The following is a 12,475-nucleotide window of genomic DNA, read 5'->3' as shown; positions in this document are numbered from 1 at the left end:
ACATCATGCAGGTGAACAAGAATAGTATAAGGATTGCAATGATTCGTTTTTTCATGATATCACTGGTAAAAGATTAAATGTGGGTAAAAACCCACCTTGGTTTCAAATTTTTATTTCATTTCAGGGGTACAGACTAATTCTCTTGTCAACACCATAAGAAGGAGGTGTCATGAAAGATATATCATTAGATGACCCAGCTTCTGGTGTTAAGGACAAAGATACCGTAGTCCTTGTCTCAAGGTCTAATTTAGAACTAGTTGAATTATCATCAGGTATATCCATACCATTGATACTATCATAATAAGAGGAGTTATTAGTACCGTCTGAAAGCGTTGAAACATTTATCGTTACAAGGTCACCTCTGTTCATTACAGGATTTGCTTTCGAAAAACTATCATCTTCATCCCTTACGGAATCCATTGAGAATTGGCTAGTTGAATCCTCAAGAATATCTGTACCATTTGCCTCCTCGCTAGAATTATATCTCAACACATTCCTATGATTTGCATCACTTATGGTTATAACCAATTGACTCAAATCCATTGACGTTGACCCTGCATTTAATCCTGCTCGGAGTTTGAGGTATTCAATGCGATCAGAATAATTACTATCTGGATCAGAAGTACTATTAGCTCTAATACCTTCAATTTCTTCGATATCAAGGTTAGATGATACCTCATCAGTTGCTTCTTGACCTGTGGACTGTGCTCTCTGCTGCAGGTTACCAGATGTCTGAATCAGTACTGCTGCTGCAACGGCTGCTACAAGCACCATTGCGATGAAGATAATCAGGGTACCGATACCTACCTGACCTTCATCATTTTTCATGAATAAGTTTTTCAGTTTTTCCATACAATACGTTCCTCCGTAGATTTTTCCGTAAATTGATAAACATCCAATTCAATTTGGATTTACAATTTTATTTAATGTGACTTTTAATATAAAAATATTTGGTTTGAAATGTCAAACATAAAATAATGGTTAAACCGGAAATACTGGTTAACCAGAAGCATAGTTTTTTATTCAAATTAAAAAAATATAAATTATATTAATTAATTAGACAGTATTGATTAAAATGAATTCAGAATTTATTTTAAATATAATCGTATGTTGTGCAATAACGGTTTCATCATTTACACTAGCGTGGGTTCTGACAAAAAGTAGACTAAAGAAACATAACGATCCTGCCTCATTGTCACTTGTAGTCATGTGGTCCCTTATTGGTATAATTTATCTGAGTACTGCTGTAAATATGGTTGCTGGATATTGGCAAAATCACTATTTACATAGTGCAATGTTTAATTTGGGATTTATATCCTTAGCATTTGTTTCCGTGCCTCTGGTATTTTTTATAACCTATGTGATAATCGGAAACCAAAAAATCAGTACTTTTGTATCATCCATTTTTGCCGTATTTAGTATACTGTACCTGAATTATTTCCATTCAAGCAATATAGGAGGTTTTGCTACAGCAGGTTATGAATCATTTATCAATATCAGTAGTGACATTGCAATCTATGCATATATAATAACGTTATTTGTTATACCAACATCCATGATATTGGGTTTGTTGATGCTGTTGTTCCTGCAAAAGTTACCAAGAGAAACACATTACAGAAAAACTCTGCCACTGGTAGGTATATCTCTGGTATTTGATTTCATGGTCCTTGATGTATTATCTCTGACAGGTACTATGCAATTATCCGCAAGGATATTCGTAGTAGTTGGGATTGTTCTAACATTCCTTGCGTATTTCTCCCCTGATATATATCAGAAAAAACTCAAAACAAAAGAATATTCTTAAATACCCCTATTAATGATTGGGTTGTAAACTATGGGGGCCGCATATGTCAGAGGAAATCGATGTTGAGTTTGAAAAGGATGTTGCTGATTTTTATCAGTCACTTGGAATTCATCAGGGACCAGGAGACCTCCAGTACCGAATTATTTTAAAAGTGCTCAAAAAAAACGGTAGTGATGTCACAAATTTTTCAGAAATAAGAAGTTATACCGACCAGTTTGCTGATAGAGGTGCTATCGGCAGCAAAATGAAAACCGTATTCCAGCTTGAAGGTCTTGTTAACAAAGTCAAATGGGGCGGTTATACGATTACAGATAAAGGAAGAATCGCTTCAAATTTTCTGGATGAAACAACCGAATTTTATAAGAATACCAAGCAATACAGGGACATTCTTGACAGGATGCCATGAACTGGCTTTACACAAAAACCTAAATTGGGAACTATTCATACAAAAGTGCATAAAGTCATTTAGATTTATGATTTGATGGCAGCTTTATAGTTTCACACTTCTGGTTTCAAGTGCCTTGGTGTATTATCGTCTTTATACGACATCCTCAAACAAACTTTTAGACACATACCACAACTCTGTCCGCCTAGCGTTTCCTGCATGTAATACGAACATTTTTCTTTATCCATTGGTCTCCCTGTTTGTGGAGTAAATTTATCCTTATAAAGGTTTAGAGCACCGCTTGGACAAACCTTCAGGCATCTTTCACAACTATCACATAGATTACTGCCGATCGAATTGTCCATTGAAATATCAGCAGTAGTTAAAACACTGCTCAGTCTTACAGCAGGTCCGTGTTCGGGAGTTATTAAAAGATTGTTTAGCCCGAACTGCCCCAGACCGCATTGGACTGCTGAATGTTTATGAGAAAAATCCGATTTTAAACGCGTCAAATCCCCTACCCCTGCTGTAGGCTTTATAGGCAAACTCGAAAATCCTTTTTTCTCGAGTAATCTTGCGATTTGATGAGCTGCCTGAAATAGGAGTTGGTTTACAGTATCATATTCTTCAGTGTACTGATTTCGAGTTTTTGGAAGATTCAGGATAGAAGTAGTATTTAGAGGATAGGCAAAAGTTATAACTGTTATCGTTTCAGGCAGGTAATCACACGGATGATGTCCACTGGGAAAACCCGAATATTTTGAAATGGGTGCTGTACCTATAGATACCAAACCCAATTCCTGAGCCATTGATTCGATTTCGTTTTCGATGTTCAAGTTCAAAACCCCGTTTATTTTAATCTATGTAGAGTATCTTTGATATAATATCGAAATACCGGTTATTATCTGACCACTTGATTACATTTATTTTTTTCAAAGCATATGTCCAGGTCTTCAGAAACTAACAATTTCGTATACGGATGCTTTGGGTTATCCAATATTTCATCCACATCACCCATCTCGACGATTTCCCCTGATTTCATCACAGCCACTCTATCGCATACCCTCTGCACAACAGCAAGGTCATGGGAGATGAACAATATAGTTAGTGAATATAATTTTTTCAGACGTTGAACAAGTTCGAGTATCTGAGCCTGAACAGATACATCAAGAGATGCTGTGATTTCATCAGCTACCAGAAATTCGGGTTTAAGCGCCAGTGCTCTGGCAAGAGCAACTCTTTGGTTCTGACCTCCACTTAACTCATGAGGATAGCGGTTCAAATGTTCAGGACTCAAACCGACAAGGTCAACAAATTCTGAAACGCTGTTTTTTATTTCTTGTTTACTATAACCCTGCAGTTTAAAAGGTTCAGCAAGACAGTCTTTAATTTTCATCCTGGGGTTTAGTGAGGAATCCGTATCCTGAAATATCATCTGCATCATGGGTCTGATTTTTGTTAATTCTCTCTTATTCAGTTTCAAAACATCTATCCCGTTAAAAACAACGTTTCCAGAATCAGGTTCATTAAAGCGCAAAAGGCATCTGCCTACAGTAGTTTTTCCAGAACCGCTTTCTCCCACGATACCCAAGGTTTCACCTGTATTAATATGGAAGGAAATATCATCTACTGCAACAACATAATTCTTCTTTAAAATCCCATAGGAATATTTTTTCGAGAGATTCTTCACTTCAATCATACATGAAACACCGCACATGTCGAGTTCCTATTGTCATCATAGGTGGATGGCTATTTTTACATACATCCATTGCATATTCACATCTGGGATAGAACCTGCACCCTTGTGGCAGATGTATCAGTGACGGACTAGTACCTGGTATTGGTTCCATTGTCTGTGACGGATGAGAATTCAATAAACCTTCTGAGTAGGGATGATAGGGATTTCTGAAAAAGTGACTGCTATTTGCAATCTCAACTATCTCACCCGCATACATCACAACCACTCTATCGGCAAGTTTCCATGCTACTGTAAGGTCGTGGGTTATCACAAACATCGACCTGTCTTTTGCTACATCTTCCAAAAGGTCGGTTATCCTTCGTTTTATAGTAACATCGAGTCCTCTGGTAGGTTCATCCGCAATAATAAGTGACGGGTCGGATGAAAGCCCCATCGCAATCAGAGCTCTTTGCTTCATCCCTCCACTAAATTCATGTGAATATCGTTTGAACCATTTTGAGGGAGGGTTTAGATTTACCCGTTCTAAAAGATTGAGTGCTTTATTAACTATAGATTTCTTATCAAAGTTTGTATGCTCCTTGATAGATTCACATAATTGATTTCCAACTGTAAAAGCCGGGTTTAGTGCATCAGAATTCTGAAAAACGATTCCTATCTCGCCCCCGCGGATATGTTTCATTTCAGATTCAGGAACAGATAAAAGATCCCTGTCTTTAAAAAGTATTTCACCTTCAATTTTCGCATTATCGTAGAGCAGTCTTGGTATCGCCAGGCTGAATACAGTTTTCCCGGATCCTGATTCACCGATTAAGCCAAGGGTTTCTCCGGTTTTTATATCAAGGTTTAGTTCATCAACCGGTCTTACCAACCCGTCTTCTGAAGGAAAATGTACTTTCAAATTCTTGATTTCAAGGATATTCATAATCTCTGCCCCTTGGATCCAGTTTATCTCTTATACCATCGCCCAGGAAATTGAAACCCATAACAGTAATCATAATGGCAATACCCGGAAACAGCATGATGTATGGAGCTCTCTGGATGAACTCTCGTCCTTCATTAATCATCAAACCCCAGTCAGGGTAAGATTGAACACCCAATCCCAGAAAACTCAAACCTGCTGATGCGAGTATGACGTATCCCATACCCAGTGTTGCTATCACTATCAGAGGCGATAATATATTTGGTATCACATGTTTTACGATTACATAGGTATCATTCCCACCGAGTCCTTTCGCAGCTTCGATAAACTCCATCTTTTTAATAGAGAGTACCGAACTCCTGGCAACCCTTGCATAACTTGTCCACTCTACCAGCACAAGAGCAAATATCAAACTCGATATACCTCCATCAAAGATACCGGCTATAGCAAGTGCAAGGAACATACTGGGGAACGCAAGGAATCCGTCAACAATCCTCATTATAATCTCATCAGGGATTCCACCATAATACCCAGATAATGTACCTACCACAAGACCGATTGTCAAAGATGATAAAACCACACTAAGACCTATGAACAGAGTAACCCTGGTTCCGAACAAAATCCTGCTCAATATGCATCTGCCCATATGATCTGTACCGAGAGGGTATTCTCTGGATGCAGGTTCCAATCGTTTATCCAGATTTGTATTATCCGGTTCATGAGGCGCAAAGAACCCTGAAAATATAGCTATAAATAACAGAGATGAAAGTATAATGATACCTATAAACATGCTCCGGTTATTAATTATCTTTTTCATATCGAATCTTTGGGTTGAGGTAGGCATAGGAGAGGTCCACCATAAAGTTGACAGTCACGAATAATAAAGCTATGAATAGAAGAGAGCCCTGTACCATGGGGTAATCCCTGTTTTCTATAGAATCTACAACTAGAGTTCCTATCCCCGGCCAGTTAAAAACTGTTTCCACAACAACTGAACCGTTAAGAAGGTAACCAAAATTCAGTCCTATCATCGTAACGACCGGTATAAGTGCATTTTTCAGGGCATGTTTTCCAACTACTGATAATTCCGACAATCCTCTGGCTCTTGCAGCCCTTACATAATCCTGCTCCATGATCTCTATCATACTGGACCGCATCAACCGCATGATCACAGCTGCAGAACTTGTACCCAGTGCTATCGCCGGCAGGAGCATATATTGCAATCCACCATCTCCGTATCCGCCAACAGGTAACCAGTCAAAAGTTATAGAAAATACAATAATAAGTAGAAACCCAAGCCAGAAATTCGGCATCGATATACCTATAAGAGATGTAAATCTGCTGAGGTCATCGACCCATGTATCATGTTTCAACGCTGCCAGTATCCCTCCAGGAACGGCAATAAGTAGCGAGATTATCAAACTTACTACAGAAAGCCTGAGTGTCGATGTGAATTTATCAAAAATAGTTTCAAACACAGGACGGTCGGTCATGTATGAATATCCCAGGTTACCGTGCAATACATTGCCCAGCCAGTTGAAGTACTGTATATATAACGGTTCATCCAGACCCATTTCTTTCCTGAATTCTTCCACTGCTTTCTGGTCTGAACCACCGCTTGGACTTGTTAGAAGGATTTCTGCAGTGTCGCCTGGTATGATATAGATTATAGAGAAGCTGATTACTGAAATAACCAATAATACAGGAATTAGGAACAACAATCGTCGGATTACATAATTTAGCATATAATTTTACACCAAACTGCCTGTTTTATCTGATGAAACATTATTTTTTACCGGTTATGAGGAAATACGAATAAACTTTCAGGAACTTATCTGGAAACTGTGAATGTTTTTTCTGATAATTTTTTACCTGTTTAAGTGAATCAGTTTCGATCTCTTTAAACCCTGAATTTTCAAATATATCATATAATTTGTCAAAAGTAACGTTTTCATATAATGGGAGTGATTCCCGGATAGGTTCATAATAATTTTCAAATTCTAAGGTGAAATTTTTCCTGTTAGCAATCATCGTTTTAAACTTTGATATACTGCGCTTGATTCTTTTATGTACTTTAGGGTCGAACCAGTTTCCATCGATAGCCATCAATCTACCATCGGGTTTTAATACTCTTTTCCACTCATTTATAGTTTTGTCAGGGTCAGGGAGAGTCCAGAGCAGGTATTTGTTTACGACCACATCGAAATAACCGTCTTCAAACGGCAGTTCTTCTGCATCTGCATAATGGAATTTGATATCCAAACCCAATTTATCAGCATTATTTTCTGCTTTTTCAAGCATATCTTCAGATATATCAACTGCTGTTACTTCATGTCCCATCTCTGCAAAAAGCAGTGCAAGGAACCCGACACCAGTCCCGATGTCTAGAACTTTTAAACCTTCCCGATCGCCTATGTAACTTTGAAGGATATTTTCCCAGATATCTCTTTCTTCCTTTCCAAACCCATTTACCCCGTTTTTATACGAATCACTTCTTTTATCCCAGTAATTTGTTACAATTGTCTTGGTATCCATCCTGAATATCTCCCATCCTTACTAAAAAAAGAGGAAAGGTGATTATACATTCCTCTTACTCATTTATTCGCCGTTGATACGTACATTTTCGGTCAGAAACGTAATCTCGTTTGGATAAATCCGGTATCCTTCCACGTTTTTCCTTTCACCTACAATCTCTTTGTAATTGAATACAAAGATTTCAGGTGAATCTTTGATTACCTGTTTCTGAACTTCATCATAGTAATGTTTCCTTTTGGTGTTGTTCATAGTCTCTCTTCCAAGCTCGATCCATCGGTCTACATCGCTATTATTGTATCCAGTCCATTCTGCATTTGTACCAGTTGATTCAAAATGTTTAGACAGGAAATAATCGGGGTCTCCAGTGGGAGCTACTCCCCATGCATAAAGAGCAAGGTCATAGTTACCGTTGTTCATATCAGAACTTAGTGCTCCTGATTCCAGTACCCTGACATTTGTTTTGATACCAATATCCTTGAACTGGGTAGCAATTACTTCTGTAGTGGGTTTCAATTCAGGACGGCTTTGATAGGTTTTGATTGTCAATTCTAACGTTTCTCCCTGATAATCCAGCCATCCGTCACCATCAGTATCTGAAATACCTGCATCTGACAGGAGTTGCTTGGCTTTTTCAGGGTTATGATTGTATCCGTCGATTTCATCGTTAACAGACCATTGGAGTACAGATGGATACAGGCTCTTTGCAGGCGTTCCTCCGACACCTTCAAGTGCTGTGTTCACCGCCTGTTCACGGTCGATTGCATAATTCAGGGCTCTTCTGACGTTAACATCGTCTAATGGTGGTTTTTTAGTATTTACATACATGAAAGCGGTTCTAAGCGCTTCTCTACTTTTGATTTCAAAATCGGATTTATTTCTGATCACACCCTCCTCTTCAGGAGGTATACCTCTTGCTATGTCCACATCCTTACCCTGTAACTGCATAGACCTTGTTACCGGGTCTGATACGTAATACAGATTGACTTCATCCAGTTCAACATCACCGTTCCAATAGTTTTTGTTATTAACCACTGATAGTTTGATTCCTTTATCAAAACTATCAAACTTGAACGGTCCTGTTCCTACTGGATTATTGTCAATATCTGATGCATTGGGACTGACGATAGAAACTACCGGGTCAGTCAAGCTTGCAATTGTAGGTGCGTATGGTTTTTTGGTTTCTATTTTTACTGTATAATCATCGATTTTTGATACAGATTTTATGAAATCATATTGAGAAGACCTGTTATTTGAGGGGTCTATAACTCTTTCCAGTGAATAAATAACCGCATCTGCGTTTAATTGGGACCCGTCATGAAACTCAATATTTTCTTCCAGATTGATTTTCCATGTTGTGTTATTGACCTGTTCATAACTTTTCGCAAGTTCAGGTTGCAGGTTCATGTTTTCATCATAACTGAATAGTGTTTCATAGATTCCTGCCTTCCGTGTATACCATCCAACCCACTTGTAAGCGGGGTCCAATGATTCAGAAGGACCAAATATCATGGCTGCGTCCAATGTTTGTTTATCGGATTGGGCATTAGTCCCGTTATCACTGGTTTTTGGTTCTGATTCGATACAGCCTGTAACAAGTACAGATAAGCTAATTATGAAAATGAGCATGATAATTACTGTTTTCATATATTTATTGTTACTAATCATAATAATCGTAACACTTTATCGGCAATACAGTTATATAAATATTATTACTATATAGAGCCTTTTATGTAAAAATATTAAAAAAGTAGTCAAATTAGTTACTTTTTGTGCAAACCATAATCCAAAAATTATATATCTATGCATACTTATATACATTAAAGGACACTAATGTACAGAGGGTTAAAGTGCATCAAGTAATTGGAAAAATCATTGATTCTACAGAAAAACGGGTAAAGGATATCGAAAATACATCCACATATTCTGATATTCACAATACCCACAAAAGGGATATTGGATATGCTATTTATAAAGCTAAAAAGGATTCCATAGTTCCTGTTATTGCAGAAATAAAGCCTGCATCTCCGAGTACTTTTTATAAAGATATACCCCCACAGAAAGCGGTATCGATTGCAAAAGAAATGGAAAAGGCAGGTGCTGTTGCTATTTCTGTGTTAACTGAACCTGAATATTTTCATGGATCAATTGATAATCTAAAATTTGTCAGAAATGAGATTGAGCTCCCTGTTCTTCGCAAGGATTTCATAATAGATGGTATCCAGATGGATGAGGCTCATTCTGACCTTATACTTTTAATTGCTTCAATCCTTGGTGACCGATTGGATGAATTTGTATCCCTTGCACAATCAAAGGGATTAGAACCACTTGTAGAAGTCCATAATAAAAATGAACTTGAAAACGCTTTACGTACCCGGACAAATATAATAGGAGTCAACAATCGAAACCTTGATACGCTTGAAATTAACTTACAAATCACCAGTGAACTTGCCCCACTTATAAAACAATATGATTCAGAAAACGGAACGAACCATATAATAGTAAGTGAAAGCGGAATACATACCACAGATGATGTTAAACGATTGATTCAGTACGGTGCAGATGCGTTATTAATTGGAACTTCTATCATAAAAAGCGATGACATATACAGCAAAACAAAAGAACTGGTAGAAGCACTGAAGTGAACTACCACTTGGTAAAGACCAACTGGCTCCTTAAATTAAAAATTTAAGGATAACTTTAAATCTATGATTTAAAGTGCTTCCTGTTTCATACTTTTCCCTTATGGGAACAAGTCCACAGGCTCTACCCCTCGTACCGAAGGTGTAAAATTGTAATCTTGGTTATCAATTACAATCATACAGACATTGGTCTTTATAATATTTAAACCTAATTAATAGATTAGACGGTATTCATCCCTTTGTTTCATTTCAAAGAAATGAAACTCGCATTAAATCTACGATTTGATGCAATGCTGAAGACATAAGGGTTTTCTACCTTCCATTGTTATAAAAATTGGTTGTAATAGCCTTCTATTATATCAACAGCAAAACAACTTACAAGTACACAGGAGTTAAAATGACCAAAAAAGCGATGTACGGCAAATACGGTGGACAGTACGTTTCTGAAATGCTGATGCCTGCTATTTCAGAACTTGAAAGTGAATATGAGCATTATAAAAGTGATCCAGACTTTATAAAGGAACTGCATTACTATTTAGAGGATTTCGCAGGACGTGAAACTCCACTTTACTTTGCCAAAAATTTGAGCAAAAAATACGGTATCAAAATATATCTCAAACGTGAAGACCTGCTTCATGGTGGTGCCCACAAGATAAACAATACACTTGGACAGGCACTACTTGCTAAATATATGGGTAAAAATCGTATAGTGGCAGAAACCGGTGCAGGTCAGCACGGCACAGCAACCGCAATGGCAGGTGCTGCACTGGGACTTGATACAGTAGTATACATGGGTGAAAAAGATGTAGAACGGCAGAAAATGAATGTCTACAGAATGGATTTTCTGGGTGCAAAGGTACATCCTGTTAGTTCCGGTTCAAAAACTCTAAAAGACGCTATTAATGAAGCACTCAGAGATTGGGTAACCAATGTAGATACTACCCACTATTTGATTGGTTCGGTAGTTGGTCCCCACCCATATCCCATGATTGTCAGGGATTTCCAGAGTGTAATCGGTAATGAGGTTAAAAAGCAGATTATGGAAAAGGAAGGAAGATATCCTGATTCAATTGTTGCCTGTACAGGTGGTGGCAGTAATGCCATTGGGATTTTCTATCCGTTTGTTGATGATACGGATGTTAAACTTATTTCTGTTGAAGCCGGTGGAGAAGGTATGAAAACCACACGTAAAGCGGCTCTTCATTCTGCATCACTAAATGTCGGTGAAGAAGGAATCCTTCATGGCGCTAGGACACGAATATTGCAAGACAAATATGGACAGATACTTGAATCCCATTCTATATCTGCAGGACTGGATTATTCTGGTGTGGGACCTGAACTGTCCTATATGAAAGATTCCGGAAGACTTAACACATCTACTGCCAGTGATAATGAAGCACTTGAAGCGTTCCATGAATTGTGTCACCTGGAAGGAATTATTCCAGCACTGGAATCCTCTCATGCCATTGCCCATGTAATGAAAAAAGCAAAAACCGGGGAACTGGGAGATATTGTAGTGATCAATTTATCCGGCAGGGGCGATAAAGACCTGGATACAGTGATTAAAAGCAGAATAGAGGAGGAAGTATGAAGATATCAGAAAAATTTGATAAATTAAAGAGCAATGAAGCTGCTCTTATATCCTATGTCTGTGCAGGCGACCCTTCACCAGATACAACAAAAAATATTGTCAGGTCGCTTGTAAGAGGTGGTGCAGATATCATTGAACTGGGACTCCCTTTCTCTGACCCCATGGCAGATGGACCTACTATTCAGGCGGCCTCGGGAAGAGCTATTGAAGCCGGTATGTACCCTGATTTGTATTTTGAACTGGTTTCATCTATTTCTGATGAATTTGATATACCACTTGTATGTATGACCTATTACAATCTCATCTACAAACGTGGAATTGAAAAATTCGTTCATGATTGTGCTCAATCAGGAATAAGCGGTGTTATAGTTCCAGATCTGCCGGTTGAAGAGTCTGAAGAACTTGCAAAAGCATGTCAAAAATATAACGTGGATGTTATTCTGATTATTACACCGGTTACAAGTGATGAAAGGATACGAAAGATTACTAAAAAAGCATCAGGTTTTCTGTATCTTGTATCCAGACTGGGAGTCACTGGCACACGCGATGACGTTGCTGATAGTACAGGACAGCTTTTAAAAAGGGTTAATTCATCCATTCCAAAAGCAGTCGGATTTGGGATTTCCAATCCTGAGCAGGTCAAAAAAGTTGTTTCATCAGGTGCAGATGGTGTTATCGTTGGGTCAGCATTTGTAAATATAATTGCATCCAATGATGATGTTGAAAACAGGATTGAGAAATTTACAAAAGATTTGAAAAACAGCTGTTATTTATAAATTACAAAATAAAAAGCATTGTATTTCTAATGACTTCCGTTAGTTTCAGTAGAAAAAAAACCTAGTTAGTCTGGTTTCAGCGGTTTCAGTTAAGTTTCAGCCATGTTTCAGTTGATAAACGCTATCA

At 38.0% G+C, this 12,475-nt stretch carries 13 protein-coding genes; 5 read left to right on the top strand and 8 right to left on the bottom strand.

Going from position 1 to position 12,475, the window contains the following annotated elements; all coding sequences use genetic code 11:
• Positions 1–120: 120 nt before the first annotated feature.
• Positions 121–852: an archaellin/type IV pilin N-terminal domain-containing protein gene (locus ACLFMM_RS06430; protein ID WP_410807895.1), complete on the bottom strand. Its 732-nt coding sequence runs from the start codon at positions 850–852 to the stop codon at positions 121–123.
• A 508-nt stretch (positions 853–1,360) separates the two neighbouring features.
• Here ACLFMM_RS06430 and ACLFMM_RS06425 point away from each other — a divergent pair.
• Together ACLFMM_RS06425 and ACLFMM_RS06420 are read left to right on the top strand one after the other, a co-directional pair.
• Entirely contained in the window at positions 1,361–1,804 is a 444-nt protein-coding gene (locus tag ACLFMM_RS06425; protein WP_410807894.1) for a hypothetical protein, read from the top strand.
• Between the two features lie 43 nt (positions 1,805–1,847).
• Complete coding sequence (locus tag ACLFMM_RS06420) at positions 1,848–2,210, top strand: hypothetical protein (RefSeq protein ID WP_410807893.1); 363 nt, start codon at positions 1,848–1,850, stop codon at positions 2,208–2,210.
• Positions 2,211–2,302: 92 nt separating this feature from the next.
• Here the strand turns inward: ACLFMM_RS06420 and ACLFMM_RS06415 are convergent, their stop codons facing one another.
• From ACLFMM_RS06415 to ACLFMM_RS06385, 7 genes are all read right to left on the bottom strand, one after another.
• The gene (locus ACLFMM_RS06415; protein WP_410807892.1) at positions 2,303–3,025 is read right to left on the bottom strand and encodes a hypothetical protein; all 723 of its coding nucleotides are present in this window, start codon (positions 3,023–3,025) and stop codon (positions 2,303–2,305) included.
• Positions 3,026–3,090: 65 nt separating this feature from the next.
• The gene (locus tag ACLFMM_RS06410) at positions 3,091–3,888 is read right to left on the bottom strand and encodes an ATP-binding cassette domain-containing protein (protein WP_410807891.1); all 798 of its coding nucleotides are present in this window, start codon (positions 3,886–3,888) and stop codon (positions 3,091–3,093) included.
• Positions 3,881–4,810, bottom strand: a complete 930-nt coding sequence (locus tag ACLFMM_RS06405; protein WP_410807890.1) for an ABC transporter ATP-binding protein — start codon at positions 4,808–4,810, stop codon at positions 3,881–3,883. The genes ACLFMM_RS06410 and ACLFMM_RS06405 overlap by 8 nt, the downstream gene beginning before the upstream one ends.
• Complete coding sequence (nikC, locus tag ACLFMM_RS06400) at positions 4,797–5,651, bottom strand: nickel transporter permease (protein WP_410807889.1); 855 nt, start codon at positions 5,649–5,651, stop codon at positions 4,797–4,799. The genes ACLFMM_RS06405 and nikC overlap by 14 nt, the downstream gene beginning before the upstream one ends.
• Positions 5,608–6,552: a nickel ABC transporter permease gene (nikB, locus tag ACLFMM_RS06395; protein WP_410807888.1), complete on the bottom strand. Its 945-nt coding sequence runs from the start codon at positions 6,550–6,552 to the stop codon at positions 5,608–5,610. Before nikB ends, nikC begins: the two co-directional genes overlap by 44 nt.
• A 40-nt stretch (positions 6,553–6,592) precedes the next feature.
• On the bottom strand, positions 6,593–7,342 hold the full coding sequence (locus ACLFMM_RS06390) for a class I SAM-dependent methyltransferase (RefSeq protein ID WP_410807887.1): 750 nt from the start codon (positions 7,340–7,342) through the stop codon (positions 6,593–6,595).
• Between the two features lie 63 nt (positions 7,343–7,405).
• On the bottom strand, positions 7,406–8,986 hold the full coding sequence (locus tag ACLFMM_RS06385; protein ID WP_410807886.1) for an ABC transporter substrate-binding protein: 1,581 nt from the start codon (positions 8,984–8,986) through the stop codon (positions 7,406–7,408).
• Positions 8,987–9,189: 203 nt separating this feature from the next.
• Here ACLFMM_RS06385 and ACLFMM_RS06380 point away from each other — a divergent pair, with 203 nt between their 5' ends.
• The 3 genes from ACLFMM_RS06380 to trpA all read left to right on the top strand — a co-directional run bounded on the left by ACLFMM_RS06380 (position 9,190) and on the right by trpA (position 12,348).
• Complete coding sequence (locus ACLFMM_RS06380; RefSeq protein WP_410807885.1) at positions 9,190–9,984, top strand: indole-3-glycerol-phosphate synthase; 795 nt, start codon at positions 9,190–9,192, stop codon at positions 9,982–9,984.
• 394 nt (positions 9,985–10,378) lie between these two features.
• On the top strand, positions 10,379–11,572 hold the full coding sequence (gene trpB, locus ACLFMM_RS06375) for a tryptophan synthase subunit beta (RefSeq protein ID WP_410807884.1): 1,194 nt from the start codon (positions 10,379–10,381) through the stop codon (positions 11,570–11,572).
• Positions 11,569–12,348 (top strand): tryptophan synthase subunit alpha, encoded by a 780-nt coding sequence (gene trpA / locus ACLFMM_RS06370; RefSeq protein WP_410807883.1) that lies wholly within the window; start codon positions 11,569–11,571, stop codon positions 12,346–12,348. Before trpB ends, trpA begins: the two co-directional genes overlap by 4 nt.
• Positions 12,349–12,475 lie beyond the last annotated feature (127 nt).

This window comes from Methanohalobium sp. (genome assembly GCF_046546175.1).
GTDB lineage: Archaea > Halobacteriota > Methanosarcinia > Methanosarcinales > Methanosarcinaceae > Methanohalobium.
The sequence above is the reverse complement of the archived record's forward strand: the minus strand, read 5'-3'. Positions and strand labels throughout refer to the sequence as shown.